Raw genomic sequence first — 15,603 nt, 5'->3', positions numbered from 1 at the left:
TATGAACGCGCTCGACCCCAGCCGGTTTGGCCCTGGAGCCCCTTCGGCCGATAGCCTGCCCGCCGTGCCGAAACCCGATCAAATCTCCGCAAGCCCCCCGCGACCGAGCGGCGCGGCCGCCCTGCCGCTGACCGAGGTGGCCCGGTTCCTCGGCCTGCCCCCCGTCGAGGGCGGCCAGGTCACCGGCATCACCCACGACTCCCGGGCGGTGCGCCCCGGCGACGTGTACGTCGCCTTCGGCGGTGCCAACGCGCACGGCGCGAGCTACGCCGGCCAGGCCGCCGCGGCCGGGGCGGTGGCGCTGCTCACCGACGCCGCCGGGGCCGAGCTGGCGGCCGGGAGCGGGCTGCCGGTGCTGCTGGTGGAGAGCCCGCGCGCCGCGATGGGCACCCTGGCGGCCGAGGTCTACGGACGCCCGAGCGAGCGGCTGCTGACCATCGGGATCACGGGCACCAACGGCAAGACCACCACTGCCTACCTGGTCGAGGGCGGGCTGCGCGGCGCGGGCAAGGTGCCCGGGGTGATCGGCACCGTGGAGATGCGGGTCGGCGAGCAGCGGATCAAGAGCGAGCGCACCACCCCCGAGGCCACCGACCTGCACGCCGTGCTGGCCGTGATGGGCGAGGCCGGCGCCGACGCGCTGGTCATGGAGGTCTCCAGCCACGCCCTGGTCTACGGCCGAGTGGACGGGGTGGTCTACGACGTCGCGCTGTTCAACAACCTGACGCCGGAGCACCTGGACTTCCACCCCGACATGGAGGACTACTTCCGCGCGAAGGCCAAGCTCTTCCAGCCGGACAAGGCCCGGCTCGGGGTGGTCAACCGCGACGACGCGTACGGCCGCCGGCTGGCCGCCGAGGCGCCGATCCCGGTCACCACCTTCTCCGCCAAGGGCGACGAGGCCGCCGACTGGCGGGCCGTGGACGTGCAGCTCGGCCCGGTCGGCTCGACCTTCCGGGTGCTCGGCCCCGGCGGCGCGGAGGCCGACGCCTCGGTGCCGCTGCCCGGCCCGTTCAACGTGGCCAACGCGCTCGGCGCGATCGCCGCGCTGGTGACGGCCGGCCTGCCGCTGGCCGCGGCGGTGGCCGGGGTGGCCGCCGTCCCGGGCGTGCCCGGCCGGCTGGAGCGGGTGGACGCGGGCCAGCCGTACGTGGCCGTGGTCGACTACGCGCACAAGCCTGACGCGCTGCAGGCCGTGCTCGAATCGCTGCGCGAGGTGACCAAGGGTCAGCTGCACGTGGTGATCGGCTGCGGCGGCGACCGAGACCCGTACAAGCGCGGACCGATGGGCGGGATCGCCGCCCGCCTCGCCGACACCGCCGTGCTGACCAGCGACAACCCCCGCTCGGAGGACCCGCTGGCGATCCTCGCCGCGATGCTGGGCGGGGCCGTGGAGGTGCCCGAGGCCGAGCGCGGCGAGGTGCTCGTGGTGCCGGACCGGGCCGAGGCCGTGCACCAGGCGGTGGCCCGCGCGCACGCCGGGGACACCGTGCTCGTCGCCGGCAAGGGTCACGAGCTGGGCCAGTACGTCAAGGGCGAGAACCGGCCGTTCGACGACCGCGAGGTCCTGCGCGAGGCCATCACGCACACCACGCACACCAGCCGAGGAGCACAGCAGTCGTGATCGCACTCACTCTCGCCGAGATCGCCGAGGCCGTCGGCGGCACGCTGGACTCCGCCGACCCGGCCACCCTGGTCACCGGCCCGGTCGACCGCGACTCGCGGCTGATGGGCCCCGGCGGCCTGTTCGCCTGCGTGGTCGGCGAGCGGGTGGACGGGCACGACTTCGTCGGGACGGCGATCGCCGCCGGTGCCGTCGCGGTGCTGGCCACCCGCCCGGTCGGGGTGCCCGCCGTGCTGGTCGAGGACGTGGTCGCGGCCCTGGCCAAGCTCGGCCGGGCCGTGATCGACCGCGCCCCCGGGCTGGCCGTGGTCGGCCTGACCGGCTCGGCCGGCAAGACCAGCACCAAGGACCTGATCGCCCAGGTGCTGGCCCGGCACGGCGAGACGGTCTTCACCGAGGGCTCGCTCAACAACGAGATCGGCGCCCCGCTGACGGCGGCCAAGGTCACCGACGGCACCCGCCACCTCGTCCTGGAGATGGGCGCCCGGCACAAGGGCGACATCGCCTACCTGACCACCATCGCGCCGCCCACCGTGGGCCTAGTGCTCAACGTCGGCACCGCGCACGTCGGCGAGTTCGGCTCCAAGGCCAAGATCGCCGAGGCCAAGGGCGAGCTGGTCGAGGCGCTGACCAGCGAAGGCACCGCCGTGCTCAACGCCGACGACCCGCTGGTGCGGGCGATGGCCGAGCGCACCAAGGCCCGCGTCCTGCTGTTCGGGGAGAGCCCGGACGCCGAGATCCGGGCCACCGGAGTTCGGCTGGACGCCACCGGGCGGCCATCGTTCACGCTCGTCACCCCAGCCGGTTCCGCACCGGTACAGCTGCGCCTGTACGGTGAGCACCACGTCTCGAACGCCCTCGCCGCCGCAGCGGTGGCGGCGGCGCTCGGCATGTCCGTCGACGACACCGCCGCTGCCCTGGGCGCGGCGGGTGCGCTGTCCCGCTGGCGCATGGAGGTCGTCGAGCGGGCCGACGGTGTCACCGTCGTCAACGACGCCTACAACGCGAACCCGGAGTCCATGCGGGCCGCGCTGCGGGCGCTGGTGTCGATGGGCGGCCGCGGCCCGGAGCGCCGCCGCACCTGGGCGGTGCTCGGCGAGATGCGGGAGCTCGGTGAGGACAGCCTCAACGAGCACGACGCCATCGGGCGCCTCGCGGTCCGGCTCGACGTCACCAAGCTGGTGGCGGTCGGCGACCGGGACGCGGCCTGTATGGAACTGGGCGCGAGGAACGAAGGTTCGTGGGGTGAGGAGTCGGTGCTGGTGTCCGACGCGGACGCGGCGATCGAGCTGCTGCGCGGTCAGCTGCAGCCTGGGGACGTGGTGCTGGTGAAGGCGTCCCGTTCGGTGGGCTTGGAGCGGGTGGCCGAGGCGCTACTGGCCGATGATGGAGCCGTCCGATGATGAAGCAGATCCTCATCGCGGGGATGATCGGCCTGGTGCTCTCGCTCCTGGGCACCCCCGCGCTGATCCGGTTGCTGGCCAAGCACGGCTACGGCCAGATGATCCGTGACGACGGCCCCAAGGCCCACGCGAGCAAGCGCGGTACCCCCACCATGGGTGGCATCGCCTTCATCCTGGCCACCCTGATCGCCTACGGCGCGACCAAGGCGATCTCCGGCGAGTCGCCGACCGCCTCCGGGCTGCTGGTGCTCTTCCTGACGGTGGGTCTGGGCCTGGTCGGCTTCCTGGACGACTACATCAAGGTGGTCAAGCAGCGCTCGCTCGGCCTGCGGGCCAAGGCCAAGCTGGTCGGCCAGTCGGCCGTCGGCCTCGCCTTCGCGGTGCTCGCCCTGCAGTTCCACGACGCCCGCGGCATCACCCCGGCCTCCACGCACCTCTCCTTCGTGCGCGACTTCAGCTGGTCGATCGGCCCGGTGCTGTTCGTCATCTGGGCGTACTTCATGATCGCCGCGATGTCGAACGGCGTGAACCTCACCGACGGCCTGGACGGCCTGGCCACCGGCGCCTCGGTGATGGTCTTCGGCGCCTACGTCTTCATCGGCGTCTGGCAGTACGGCCAGAGCTGCGCCTACATGGTGCGGGCCACCGCCGACTGCTACGACGTCCGCGACCCGCTGGACCTGGCCGTGGTGGCCGCCGCCCTGATGGGCTCCTGCTTCGGCTTCCTCTGGTGGAACACCTCGCCCGCCAAGATCTTCATGGGCGACACCGGCTCGCTCGCCCTCGGCGGCGCGCTGGCCGGCCTGGCGATCTGCTCGCAGACCGAGCTGCTGCTCGCCCTGCTGGGCGGTCTCTTCGTGATCATCACCCTCTCGGTGATCATCCAGGTCGGCTCGTTCCGGATGACCGGCAAGCGCGTCTTCAAGATGGCCCCGCTCCAGCACCACTTCGAGCTCAAGGGCTGGAGCGAGGTGCTGATCGTGGTCCGGTTCTGGATCATCCAGGGCCTCTGCGTGGCCGTCGGCCTCGGCCTCTTCTACGCGGGATGGGTGACCGGATGACCGTGGAGTTCAAGGGCCTGCGGGTGGTCGTCGCGGGCCTCGGCCTCTCCGGGGTGAGCGCGGCCCGGGTGCTGCGCGAGCTCGGCGCCGAGGTCACCGTGGTGGACGGCGGCGACAGCCCGGCCCTGCGCTCCCGCGTGGCCGAGCTCGGCGTGGCCGCGCAGCTGGGCGACGGCGAGACGCTGCCCGAGGGCACCGAACTGATCGTCACCTCGCCCGGCTGGCCCCCCACCAGCCCGCTCTTCCTGGCCGCCGAGGCGGCCGGCGTCCCGATCTGGGGCGACGTGGAGCTGGCCTGGCAGCTGCGCAAGCCGCTGGCCGCCACCGGCGAGCCGGCCCCCTGGCTGGCCGTCACCGGCACCAACGGCAAGACCACCACCGTCCAGATGCTCGCCTCGATCCTGACGGCGGCGGGCAAGCGCACGGCCGCCGTCGGCAACGTCGGGGTGTCGGTCCTGGATGCCGTCCTCGCGGAGGAGCCGTACGACGTGCTCGCCGTGGAGCTCTCCAGCTACCAGCTGCACTGGGCGCCCAGCCTGCGCCCGCACTCGGCCGTGGTGCTCAACCTGGCCCCGGACCACCTGGACTGGCACGGCTCGATGGAGGCGTACGCCGCCGACAAGGGCCGGATCTACCAGGGCAACCAGGTGGCCTGCGTCTACAACCTGGCCGACCCGGCCACCGAGGCCCTCGTGATGGAGGCCGACGTGGAGGAGGGCTGCCGGGCCATCGGCTTCGGCCTCGGCGCCCCCGCCCCCTCGAACCTCGGTGTGGTGGACGGCCTCCTGGTCGACCGCGCCTTCGCGCCGGACCGCCAGAAGAACGCCGCCGAGATCGGCGCCGTCGAGGACGTCAAGCCGGCCGCCCCGCACAACATCACCAACGCCCTGGCCGCCGCCGCCCTGGCCCGCGCCTACGGTGTGGACACCAAGGCCGTCCGGGACGGCCTGCGCGCCTTCACCCCGGACGCCCACCGGATCGCCCAGGTCGCCGTGGTCGAGGGCGTCACCTACGTGGACGACTCCAAGGCCACCAACACCCACGCCGCCGCCGCCTCGCTGGCCGCCTACGACCCGGTGGTCTGGATCGCCGGTGGCCTCGCCAAGGGCGCCACCTTCGACGAGCTGGTGGTCGGCGCGGCCCCCCGCCTGCGGGCGGCCGTCCTGATCGGCGCCGACCGCGGACTGATCCGCGAGGCACTGGCGCGACACGCCCCGGATGTCCCGGTGATCGAAGCGGCGACCGGCCAGACTGGCGCCGAAGCGATGGCCGAGATCGTCCGGATCGCCGCAGCCCAGGCCCAGCCCGGTGACACCGTCCTGCTGGCCCCGGCCTGCGCCTCGATGGACATGTTCACCAACTACGGCGAACGTGGTGACCTGTTCGCTGCATCGGTCGCCGCGCTGGGGGAGTAGCTTCGCCGGGCGCGCAGGGACTGGGGCGTGATCTCTTTTAGGGGCGCGGGGAACTGCGCGGGTACGGGAGAGGCGGGCGGTCAGTCGGCGTGAGTGCGCAAGTGGCAGGTGGTGCCCTCCGCCCCGCGCAGTTCCCCGCGCCCCTGAACATGACGCCCCAGTAGAGAGCGAGGATCGCAGTGGCAACGCCGCCGTCGAAGCTGCGGGTCATCTCGGCGACCACGACCGTCTTCAAATCGGAAGGCCCCCTCGGTCGTGTCAAGGCCTTCCGCGACCGGATCAGCTACCTGCTGAGCCGTCCCCTCGCCCCCTACTACCTGATCCTGGGTTCGAGCATGCTGCTCGTGATCCTCGGTCTGGTGATGGTCTTCTCCTCCTCCCAGATCCTGGTGATGCAGCGTCACCTCCCCATCACGTTCTTCTTCCGCAAACAGCTCGCCGCCGTCGTCCTCGGCGGCACCATGCTCCTGCTGCTGGCCAGGACCCCCCTCAAACTGCTCCGCGCCCTGGTCTACCCCATGCTCTGCGCGGTGATCGGCGCGCTCGTGCTGGTCGCCATCCCGGGCGTCGGCATGGAGGTCAACGGCAACCGGAACTGGATCAACCTGGGCTTCTTCCAGGTGCAGCCCTCCGAGTTCGCCAAGCTGGCGCTCGTGCTCTGGGGCGCCGACCTGCTGGCGCGCAAGCAGAAGACCGGCCTGCTCGACCAGTGGAAGCACCTGCTGGTGCCCCTGGTGCCCGGCACCCTGCTGCTGCTCATGCTGATCATGTTCGGCGGCGACATGGGCACCACGATGATCCTGGTCGCGATGCTCTTCGGCCTGCTCTGGATGGTGGGCGCCCCGCTGCGCCTGTTCGGTGCGACCCTGGGCATCGCCGTGGTGGCCTGCACGGCCCTGATCATCACCGTGCCGCACCGCCTGGACCGGCTGGCCTGCATCGGCGTCACCAAGCCCGACCCCAACCTGAACTGCTTCCAGGCCCTGCACGGCCTGTACGCCCTGGCGGCCGGCGGCCTGTTCGGATCCGGTCTCGGCGCCGGGGTCGAGAAGTGGGGCCAACTGCCCGAGGCGCACACCGACTTCATCTTCGCCGCCACCGGCGAGGAGCTCGGCCTGGTGGGGACGCTGTCCGTGCTCGGCCTCTTCGCGGCACTAGGCTACGCGGGTATCCGTGTGGCCATCGGTACGAAGGACCCCTTCGTCAGGTACGCCGCGGGGGCCGCCACCACGTGGATCATGGCGCAGGCCATGATCAACCTGGGGTCGGCGCTGGGGCTCTTCCCCATCGCCGGCGTGCCGCTCCCGCTGTTCTCCTACGGCGGGTCCGCCATGCTGTCGGCCCTGTGCGCCGTCGGCGTGCTGCTCTGCTTCGCGCGCAGCACGCCGGGGGCCAAGGCGGCCCTGGCCATGCGGAGCAAGAACTCCCGGTTCAGGACACGCCTGGCCCGGGTGCTGCCACGACGACGAACCACAGCGCGCCCTGCTCCCCGGCCGGCGCGCAGGGAGCGGTGAATTTCGGTGCATGTCGTACTCGCCGGCGGCGGGACCGCCGGCCACATCGAGCCGGCGCTCGCCCTCGCGGACGCCCTCCGCAGGCACGACCCGTCCATCGGGATCACCGCCCTCGGCACCGAGCGCGGTCTGGAGACCCGCCTGGTACCCGAGCGCGGCTACCAGCTGGAGCTGATCCCGGCCGTCCCGCTGCCCCGCAAGCCCACCCCCGAGCTGATCACCGTCCCGGGCCGCCTGCGCGGCACCGTCCGGGCCGCCCAGGAGATCATCGAGCGGGTCAAGGCCGACGTGGTGGTGGGCTTCGGCGGCTACGTCGCGATGCCCGCGTACCTCGCGGCCAAGCGCGCCGGGGTGCCGATCGTGGTGCACGAGGCCAACGCCCGCCCGGGCCTGGCCAACAAGATCGGCGCCCGGTACAGCGACTTCGTCGCCGTCTCCACCCCGGATTCCAAGCTGCGCGACTCCCGCTACATCGGCATCCCGCTGCGCCGCACCATCGCCACCCTGGACCGCGGCGCGGTGCGCCCGGAGGCCCGGCACTACTTCGGCCTCGACCAGCGGCTGCCCACCCTGCTGGTCTCCGGCGGTTCGCAGGGCGCCCGCCGCCTGAACGAGACCGTCCAGGCGATCGCGCCCCGGCTCCAGCAGTACGGGGTGCAGATCCTGCACGCCGTCGGCCCGAAGAACGAGCTGCCGGTGATCGACGACATCCCCGGGATGCCGCCGTACCGCGCGGTGCCGTACGTGGACCGGATGGACCTGGCCTACGCCGCCGCCGACCTGATGCTCTGCCGGGCCGGCGCCATGACGGTGGCCGAGCTGGCCGCCGTCGGCCTGCCCGCCGCCTTCGTGCCGCTGCCGATCGGCAACGGCGAGCAGCGGCTGAACGCCCAGCCGATGGTCAAGGCCGGCGGCGGCCTGCTGGTGGACGACGCCGAGCTGACCCCGGACTGGGTGCTCCAGAACGTGCTGCCGGTGCTCACCAACCCGCAGAAGCTGTGGGAGATGAGCAACGCCGCCGCCGCCTTCGGCCGCCGGGACGCGGACGACCTGCTGGTCAGGATGGTCTACGAGGCGGTCGCGGCCGCCCAGGGCCACCGCCGCGGCAGGGGCTGACGCCGCCGTGGCCGAGACCGGGCCCGCCGAAGGCTGGGAGGCCGCCGGAGGTTGGGGTGACGACGAGCCGGGGCCACCCCGGCTCCGCCTCTCCCGGCGCGGGGTGGTGGTGCTGAGCGCGCTCGGCGCGCTGCTGCTCGGCGGGCTCGGCTGGCTGGTCTTCTTCTCCTCGGCCCTGGACGTGCGCGCCGTCGACGTCCAGGGCCTGGAGAGTGGTCAGCTGACGAACGACCAGGTCGCCGCCGCGCTCGGGGACGCCACCCGCGGCCCGCTGGCCCGGGTGGACCTGGCCGCGGCCGAGCGCCGGGTGGAGGCCGTGCCCCGGGTGGCCAAGGCCGAGATCTGGCGCGGCTGGCCGCACACCCTGCGGGTGAAGCTGGTCGAACGCAAGGCCGTGGCCGCCGTCAAGGCGGAGGACGGCAAGTTCACCCAGGTCGACGCCGAAGGGGTGAGCTTCGCCACCGAATCCGCACCGCCCGCCGGCGTGCCGGTGGTGGAGCTGGCCCTGAGTCAGCAGACGAACCAATCCCTGGGGGTGATTCCCCGTCCGACCCTCGTCCGGGCCGCCGTGACGGTGGCCGCCGGGCTCCCGGAGGCCGTCGCCAAGCGGGCCGGAGCGGTTCGGGTGTACTCGTACGACGACATCGAACTCCAGCTCAGCGATGGTGTGCTGGTGCGCTGGGGGAGTGCGGAGCGGACCGACCGCAAGGCCAAGGTGCTCACCGCGCTGCTCGGTCAGAAGGCCACGAACTATGACGTGAGTGCGCCGGAGGCGCCTGCGGTGTCCTCTTGATCGGGTAAGTTCTAGCCCTGAGGGTGGTGTTGACGGAGTCCAGGCTCCGGCCCGACCCTTGGTGGTCACCCCGGTTTCGCCGGGTGGTCGATGATCACATAGGCTCAAAAGAAAAAAGGGACGCTCGGCGTGTTCGTTGAACACCCGGCCTCGTCCGACCTAGTGTCAACTGACACAGACACATGAGTAACTCTAAACCTCAAGTTTAGGGTTCGGGTCGGTGGTCGGAATTTCGGACATACGGTCACGAAACCGCGCTCCCACCCATCGACATCCGTCGGACCTCCGCTCCCTGGGGCCGACCCGGAAATTCGAGGCGAGAGGCCTTCGACGTGGCAGCACCGCAGAACTACCTCGCAGTCATCAAGGTCGTCGGTATCGGCGGCGGTGGTGTCAACGCCATCAACCGGATGATCGAGGTCGGTCTCAAGGGCGTCGAGTTCATCGCGATCAACACCGATGCACAGGCCCTCCTGATGAGCGACGCCGACGTCAAGCTCGACGTGGGCCGTGAACTCACCCGGGGCCTCGGCGCCGGCGCCAACCCCGAGGTCGGCCGCAAGGCCGCCGAGGACCACCGCGAGGAGATCGAGGAGGTCCTCAAGGGGGCCGACATGGTCTTCGTCACCGCCGGCGAGGGCGGCGGCACCGGCACCGGCGGCGCGCCGGTCGTGGCCAACATCGCCCGCTCGCTCGGCGCCCTGACCATCGGCGTGGTCACCCGCCCCTTCACCTTCGAGGGCCGCCGCCGCGCCAACCAGGCCGAGGACGGCATCGCCGGGCTGCGCGAGGAGGTCGACACCCTCATCGTCATCCCGAACGACCGGCTGCTCTCCATCTCGGACCGCCAGGTCTCGGTGCTGGACGCCTTCCGCTCCGCCGACCAGGTGCTGCTCTCCGGTGTCCAGGGCATCACCGACCTGATCACCACCCCGGGCCTGATCAACCTCGACTTCGCCGACGTCAAGTCGGTCATGTCGGACGCCGGTTCGGCGCTCATGGGCATCGGCTCGGCCCGCGGCGAGGACCGCGCCAAGGCCGCCGCCGTGATGGCGATCTCCTCGCCGCTGCTCGAGGCCTCCATCGACGGCGCCCGCGGCGTGCTGCTCTCCATCTCCGGCGGCTCCGACCTCGGCCTCTTCGAGATCAACGAGTCGGCCCAGCTGGTCAGCGAGGCCGCCCACCCCGAGGCCAACATCATCTTCGGTGCCGTCATCGACGACGCCCTGGGCGACGAGGTGCGCGTCACCGTCATCGCGGCCGGCTTCGACGGCGGCCAGCCCCCGGCCATCGTGCGCGACCCCGTGGTCAAGGCCACCCCGGCCGCCACGCCGGCCGCCCCGGAGCGCCCGGCCACCCGCCCCTCCTACGGGAGCATCGGCTCGGTGACCGCCCGCAGCGAGGAGCCGCGCGCCACCGAGGCGCCCGTCACCACCGCCCCGCCGGTGCCGCCGCAGGTGCAGCCGGCCCGGCAGCCCTTCGTCGAGAGCCCGGCCGAGGAGCTCGACGTGCCGGACTTCCTGAAGTAGACGACCGCAGGACAGACCACGTGCTCACCCAGCCCCTCCGCCAGGGGGCGGGGTGAGCACACTGCTGTCACGACCTGGCTGCGACCACTGACTTTGGACTGCTGACACTCATGACGAACGACATCTACGCGGCGTTCCCGGACCGCCCCGCCTTCACCGCGGGCCTGACGCCGGCGCAGCTCGCACGCTACGAGGAGCTCGGCACCAACCTCGAGGTGGTGGAGCGTCGGATCGCGGACGCCTGCGCCGCCGCGGGCCGCCCGCGCGAGGAGGTCACCCTCGTCGTGGTCACCAAGACCTACCCGGCCGAGGACAGCGCGCTGCTGGCCGCCCTGGGCGTCACCGACGTGGCGGAGAACCGCGACCAGGACGCCGCCCCCAAGGCCGAGCTCTGCGCCCGACTGCCGCTGACCTGGCACTTCGTCGGCCAGCTGCAGACCAACAAGGTGCGCTCGGTGGTCTCTTACGCCGACCTGGTGCACTCGGTGGACCGCGCGCGGCTGGTGGATTCGCTCTCGGCGGCGGTGCTCAAGACCGGGCGCGCGCCGCTCGGTTGCCTCGTGCAGGTGGCCCTCGACAAGGAGTCGGGAGAGGGCGAGGGACGGGCCGGAGTGGCCCCTGACCAGGTGCTCCAGCTGGCCGGGAAGATCGCCGACACGCCCGGGCTGCAGCTGGCCGGTGTGATGACCGTCGCTCCGCTGGCCGGCCCCTTCGCGGGGGACCCGGCGAGTGCCTTCGATCGGCTGGCGGAAATCTCAACCGCCGTACGGGCGGCCCATCCTGCTGCCACGATGGTCTCCGCAGGTATGAGCAGTGACCTCGAGCAGGCAGTGGCGGCCGGAGCGACACACGTACGCGTCGGTACGGCGGTGCTCGGAGTGCGGTCACCGCTCCGGTAACGTCACCAGGTAGTAGATCACACTGCAGGAAAAATCGGGACAGAACCCAACAGCTGTCCACAGATTGACGGACCGTGGATCGCATTCTCCGCGGGCGGAGGCCCACAGGTGACGGAGCCGATCCACCATGACGCGGAGGAGACAAGGAGCATGGCCGGCGCAATGCGCAAGATGGCGGTCTACCTCGGCCTCGTGGAGGACGAGACGTACGACGGCCAGGGGTACGACCCCGACGACGACTACGACACGGACCCCGAGCCGATCCGTACCGGGCGCACCGAGGACCTTCAGCGGCCCGCCCCCGCGCCCGCCCCGGTCGCGCACATCGCTCCGCAGCCCGTCCCGGCCGCCGTGCCGATCCGGTCGGAGCCGCCGCGGATGGCCCCAGTGTCGTCCATCACACCCGAACGCCGCCACAACCTGGAGAAGAGCGCCCCGGTGATCATGCCCAAGGTCGTCAACGAACGTGAGCCTTACCGCATCACCACGCTGCACCCCCGGACCTACAACGAGGCCCGTACCATCGGGGAACAGTTCCGTGGCGGCACCCCTGTGATCATGAATCTGACCGAGATGGACGACACCGACGCGAAGCGACTCGTAGACTTCGCCGCTGGACTCGTCTTCGGTCTGCACGGCAGTATCGAGCGAGTGACGCAGAAGGTGTTCCTGCTGTCGCCTGCTAACGTCGATGTAACGGCGGAGGACAAGGCTCGGATCGCCGAGGGTGGGTTCTTCAACCAGAGCTGACCCGGCCACGACAGCACGTGTGGGTCCAACAACAGTGAGTGACTGACGGATCGTCGGTCGGGGAGAGGGAAGAACGGGATGGGGATCGTGAGGGACGTGCTCTTCTGGGCACTCACGGCTTTCCTGCTGGTCCTGCTCTTCCGGCTCGTCATGGACTGGGTCTTCCAGTTCGCACGGTCCTGGCGTCCGCAGCGGGCCATGGTCATGGTCCTGGAAGCCACCTACACTGTCACGGACCCGCCGCTCAAGCTTCTTCGGCGCTTCATCCCGCCGTTGCGACTCGGGGGCGTGGCACTCGACCTGTCCTTCTTCGTACTGATGATCATTGTGTTTGTCCTGAGATCGCTCGTGCTGACTCTGCCGTCTTGAGCGCTGCACCAGGATGCCGGTTGTTGCCGACGATCACGTTGAGGTGAAGAGATGCCATTGACCCCCGAGGACGTTCGGAACAAGCAGTTCACGACCGTCCGCCTGCGTGAAGGCTACGACGAGGATGAGGTCGATGCCTTCCTCGACGAGGTCGAAGCCGAGCTGACGCGCCTCCTGCGCGAGAACGAGGACCTGCGGGCCAAGCTGGCCGCCGCGACTCGTGCCGCCGCGCAGAACCAGGCCAACATGCGCAAGGAGCAGCAGCCGCAGGACGCCCGCCCGGGCGCTCCGGTGCCGGCCGCCATATCCGGTCCTCCGGTGCCGGGCCAGCAGGGCCCCGGCCAGCAGATGGGCCAGCAGCAGCTCGGTGGCCCGCAGCAGATGGGTCAGCAGCAGCAGATGGGCAACCAGCCCCTCGGCCTGCCCTCCGGCGCTCCGCAGCTCCCGGCCGGCCCCGGCCAGCAGATGGGCCAGCAGCAGATGCCGCAGCAGATGGGCCAGACCATGGGCGGCCAGCAGCAGCTGGTGCAGCCGATGGGCGGTCAGATGCTGCAGCCGATGGGCGGCCCGATGGGTCAGCAGCAGATGCCGCAGCAGATGGGCCAGACCATGGGCGGGCAGCAGCAGCTGCAGCCGATGGGCGGCCCGATGCAGCAGCAGCTCGGCGGCCCGATGCAGCAGCCGATGCAGCAGCAGCAGCCCGGTGGCGACAGCGCGGCCCGCGTGCTCGCCCTCGCCCAGCAGACCGCCGACCAGGCGATCTCCGAGGCCCGGTCCGAGGCCAACAAGATCGTCGGCGAGGCGCGCAGCCGGGCCGAGGGTCTGGAGCGGGACGCCCGCGCCAAGGCCGACGCGCTGGAGCGGGACGCGCAGGAGAAGCACCGCGTGGCGATGGGCTCGCTGGAGTCCGCCCGCGCGACGCTGGAGCGCAAGGTCGAGGACCTGCGCGCCTTCGAGCGCGAGTACCGCACCCGCCTGAAGTCCTACCTGGAGACCCAGCTGCGTCAGCTGGAGTCGCAGGCCGACGACTCGCTGGCCCCGCCGCGGATCCCGGCCACCGCCTCCCTGCCGCCGGCCGCCTCCTCGATGGCGCCCGCCGGTTCCTCCGCGATGAGCAGCCAGCCCTCCTTCGGCGGCCAGCAGTCCTTCGGCGGCGGCACCAGCAGCCCGTCCTTCGGCGGCAACACCCCGTCGTTCGGCGGCCAGTCGGGCGGCTTCGGCTCCCAGCCGAACGGTGGCTCGGCCTCCCAGATGGCCCCGGTCGGCATGACCCAGCCGATGGCCGCGGTCCGCCCGCAGCCGCCGCAGCCGATGCAGCAGGCTCCGGCCCCGATGCGCGGCTTCCTCATCGACGAGGACGGCGACAACTAAGCAGTACCCACGAACGCCCCCGGCCCGCGCGAGCGGACCGGGGGCGTTCTGCGTTGTGCTCAGTACGTCGGGAAGTCGGCGGTGGCGACCTCGTAGCCGGCGAACTCGACCGTCTCACCGAAGGTGAACTCCCGCCGGGTGCTGTAGCGGCGCCCCTCGGGGGTCTCGTGCGGGGCGGAGAGGACCAGGCCGGTGCCGGAGCGCGGGTCGATGATCAGGTAGTACGGGATGCCCATTGCCGGGTAGTCCCGCACCTTGCCCGCGTAGTCGTTCTCGGGGTTCGACTTGGAGACGACCTCCACCACCGCCGTCACCTCGCGCGGGTGCAGTGCCTCGCCCGAGGAATCCAGGGCGCTCTCGGGGAAGACCATGACGTCCGGACGGCGCTTGATCCCGGATTCCGGGTCCTCCACGTCGGCCCCGCCATGGGCGATGAGGTCGGTGTCCGCACTCTCCAGTTGGCGGTCCAGGTGTTTGGCGAGCCGGTAGACGATGAGCTCGTGCCGCTTGGCCGGGCTCATCATCATGATGATCTCGTCACCGCTGATCTCGGTGGCCCACACGTCTTCCGGAGCGTGCGCCATGAGCTCGTCCGCGATCGCTCGCATGCGGGCGTAGTCCACTTCCAGCCTCCTGATGGGCGACGAGACCGCTGATCCGCCGTCAGCCTACCCGGCTGGTGCTCAGGGTCGGGGGGCGAGCAGGGCGGCGACCAGTTCGCGGCAGCTGTGGACGGCGAACTTGTCGAAGATCGCGGTCAGGTGTTCCTGGACGGTGTTGGCGGAGATGTGGAGCTCGTCGACGATCTGGCGGGTGGAGCTGCCGCGGGCGACGAGGGCGGCGACTCTGGTCTGGGCCTCGGTGAGGCCGTGGGCGGTGAGGAGGAGGGAGCTGACCTGGGCGGCGGGTGCGGGGCCGATCACCACGCCCATGCGGTGGCCGTCGGGGCCCGGGAGGTGGGTGGCGTGGACGGTGAGCCAGCGGCCGGAGGCGGCTCGCAGGCGCAGCGTCGGTGGCGGCAGGCCGGCCGCGTCGGGGTGGGCGAGGCGGCGCAGGCGGGCGGCCACCGCGCGGACGGCGACCGGGAGTCCGCCCTCGGCGGGCTCGGCGAGTTCGGCCGCCCACCGGGCGGCCTCCGGGCTGACCGAGAGGACGGCCAGCCGGTCGTCGAGCACGATGATGCCGGGCTCGCCGGCCGGGTCCGCCGGTGCGGCGGGCCCGGTGGCGACGGCCCGGCGCAGGCCCTCGCCCAGGTGGGGGGCGAGGGCACGGACAAGGGCGATCTCCTCCTCGGTGAAGCCGAGCGCGGAGTCGGCCCGGTGCAGGCAGAGCACGCCCCAGCAGTCCGGCCCGGTGGTGAGGGCGGCCCGCAGCTCGTCGCCGAGCCCGAGGCCGGCCATGATCTCCTGGTACCGGGGGCTGGCCCGCCGCTCGCCCCGGGTCGCGTGGTCGAGCGAGCCGACCGGGTCGGCGGCGCCCGCCAGCGCGGTGAACTTGTTGACGTCGGCGCGGTCGTACTCGTTCGCCAGGAAGAGCGGGGTGGCCGCCCGCAGCGGCTCCTCGGCCAGGGCCGAGGTGAAGAGCACGGTCGCCGGGTCAACGGTGGCGAAGAAGGCGGCGTCGACCGGTAGGACGGTGCGCAGGCGCCGGAGCGTCTCGGTGCGCAGCTCGGTGGCGTCCAGCCCGGCGTAGCAGCGCTCGATCAGGCCGGCCGTCCTGCGGTGCGCGACGGCTCCGTCCACGGTCACGACGCTACTCC

14 protein-coding genes are annotated in these 15,603 nt (G+C 71.8%); 12 read left to right on the top strand and 2 right to left on the bottom strand.

What is annotated here, in order from left to right; all coding sequences use genetic code 11:
- Nucleotides 1-64 precede the first annotated feature (64 nt).
- The 12 genes from CFP65_RS09410 (at nt 65) to CFP65_RS09355 (ending at nt 13,844) form a co-directional block, all read left to right on the top strand.
- Complete coding sequence (locus CFP65_RS09410) at nt 65-1,624, top strand: UDP-N-acetylmuramoyl-L-alanyl-D-glutamate--2,6-diaminopimelate ligase (protein WP_104815680.1); 1,560 nt, start codon at nt 65-67, stop codon at nt 1,622-1,624.
- On the top strand, nt 1,621-3,027 hold the full coding sequence (gene murF, locus CFP65_RS09405) for a UDP-N-acetylmuramoyl-tripeptide--D-alanyl-D-alanine ligase (RefSeq protein WP_104815679.1): 1,407 nt from the start codon (nt 1,621-1,623) through the stop codon (nt 3,025-3,027). Before CFP65_RS09410 ends, murF begins: the two co-directional genes overlap by 4 nt.
- Nucleotides 3,027-4,088 (top strand): phospho-N-acetylmuramoyl-pentapeptide-transferase, encoded by a 1,062-nt coding sequence (gene mraY / locus CFP65_RS09400; RefSeq protein WP_104815678.1) that lies wholly within the window; start codon nt 3,027-3,029, stop codon nt 4,086-4,088. The genes murF and mraY overlap by 1 nt, the downstream gene beginning before the upstream one ends.
- Nucleotides 4,085-5,503, top strand: coding sequence for a UDP-N-acetylmuramoyl-L-alanine--D-glutamate ligase (murD, locus tag CFP65_RS09395; RefSeq protein ID WP_104815677.1), 1,419 nt, complete (start codon nt 4,085-4,087; stop codon nt 5,501-5,503). The genes mraY and murD overlap by 4 nt, the downstream gene beginning before the upstream one ends.
- Before the next feature lie 173 nt (nt 5,504-5,676).
- Nucleotides 5,677-7,017 (top strand): putative lipid II flippase FtsW, encoded by a 1,341-nt coding sequence (gene ftsW, locus CFP65_RS09390; RefSeq protein WP_104815676.1) that lies wholly within the window; start codon nt 5,677-5,679, stop codon nt 7,015-7,017.
- Between the two features lie 6 nt (nt 7,018-7,023).
- On the top strand, nt 7,024-8,133 hold the full coding sequence (gene murG / locus CFP65_RS09385) for an undecaprenyldiphospho-muramoylpentapeptide beta-N-acetylglucosaminyltransferase (protein WP_104815675.1): 1,110 nt from the start codon (nt 7,024-7,026) through the stop codon (nt 8,131-8,133).
- Nucleotides 8,134-8,140: 7 nt separating this feature from the next.
- Nucleotides 8,141-8,926, top strand: a complete 786-nt coding sequence (locus tag CFP65_RS09380; protein WP_104815674.1) for a cell division protein FtsQ/DivIB — start codon at nt 8,141-8,143, stop codon at nt 8,924-8,926.
- Between the two features lie 332 nt (nt 8,927-9,258).
- Complete coding sequence (gene ftsZ / locus CFP65_RS09375) at nt 9,259-10,455, top strand: cell division protein FtsZ (RefSeq protein ID WP_104815673.1); 1,197 nt, start codon at nt 9,259-9,261, stop codon at nt 10,453-10,455.
- Between the two features lie 110 nt (nt 10,456-10,565).
- On the top strand, nt 10,566-11,354 hold the full coding sequence (locus tag CFP65_RS09370) for a YggS family pyridoxal phosphate-dependent enzyme (protein ID WP_104815672.1): 789 nt from the start codon (nt 10,566-10,568) through the stop codon (nt 11,352-11,354).
- Between the two features lie 150 nt (nt 11,355-11,504).
- Nucleotides 11,505-12,104: a cell division protein SepF gene (locus CFP65_RS09365; protein WP_104820739.1), complete on the top strand. Its 600-nt coding sequence runs from the start codon at nt 11,505-11,507 to the stop codon at nt 12,102-12,104.
- 78 nt (nt 12,105-12,182) lie between these two features.
- Nucleotides 12,183-12,473, top strand: coding sequence for a YggT family protein (locus CFP65_RS09360; RefSeq protein WP_104815671.1), 291 nt, complete (start codon nt 12,183-12,185; stop codon nt 12,471-12,473).
- A gap of 51 nt (nt 12,474-12,524) precedes the next feature.
- On the top strand, nt 12,525-13,844 hold the full coding sequence (locus tag CFP65_RS09355) for a DivIVA domain-containing protein (protein ID WP_104815670.1): 1,320 nt from the start codon (nt 12,525-12,527) through the stop codon (nt 13,842-13,844).
- Nucleotides 13,845-13,903: 59 nt separating this feature from the next.
- On the opposite strand, the gene CFP65_RS09350 is transcribed toward CFP65_RS09355, so the two are convergent.
- Together CFP65_RS09350 and CFP65_RS09345 are read right to left on the bottom strand one after the other, a co-directional pair.
- Nucleotides 13,904-14,467: a Uma2 family endonuclease gene (locus CFP65_RS09350; RefSeq protein WP_254552301.1), complete on the bottom strand. Its 564-nt coding sequence runs from the start codon at nt 14,465-14,467 to the stop codon at nt 13,904-13,906.
- Between the two features lie 60 nt (nt 14,468-14,527).
- Nucleotides 14,528-15,592 (bottom strand): LuxR C-terminal-related transcriptional regulator, encoded by a 1,065-nt coding sequence (locus CFP65_RS09345; RefSeq protein WP_254552300.1) that lies wholly within the window; start codon nt 15,590-15,592, stop codon nt 14,528-14,530.
- Nucleotides 15,593-15,603 lie beyond the last annotated feature (11 nt).

Source organism: Kitasatospora sp. MMS16-BH015 (assembly GCF_002943525.1).
In the GTDB taxonomy this organism is placed as follows: domain Bacteria; phylum Actinomycetota; class Actinomycetes; order Streptomycetales; family Streptomycetaceae; genus Kitasatospora.
This window is presented reverse-complemented; position numbering and strand designations above follow the sequence as displayed.

What these genes read in the sequence shown, in the direction of transcription:
- mraY (WP_104815678.1), top strand. Translation starts at nt 3,027, where the DNA reads ATGAAGCAGATCCTCATCGCGGGGATGATCGGCCTGGTGCTCTCGCTC.
- murD (WP_104815677.1), top strand. Translation starts at nt 4,085, where the DNA reads ATGACCGTGGAGTTCAAGGGCCTGCGGGTGGTCGTCGCGGGCCTCGGC.
- CFP65_RS09370 (WP_104815672.1), top strand. Translation starts at nt 10,566, where the DNA reads ATGACGAACGACATCTACGCGGCGTTCCCGGACCGCCCCGCCTTCACC.
- CFP65_RS09365 (WP_104820739.1), top strand. Translation starts at nt 11,505, where the DNA reads ATGGCCGGCGCAATGCGCAAGATGGCGGTCTACCTCGGCCTCGTGGAG.
- CFP65_RS09360 (WP_104815671.1), top strand. Translation starts at nt 12,183, where the DNA reads ATGGGGATCGTGAGGGACGTGCTCTTCTGGGCACTCACGGCTTTCCTG.
- CFP65_RS09355 (WP_104815670.1), top strand. Translation starts at nt 12,525, where the DNA reads ATGCCATTGACCCCCGAGGACGTTCGGAACAAGCAGTTCACGACCGTC.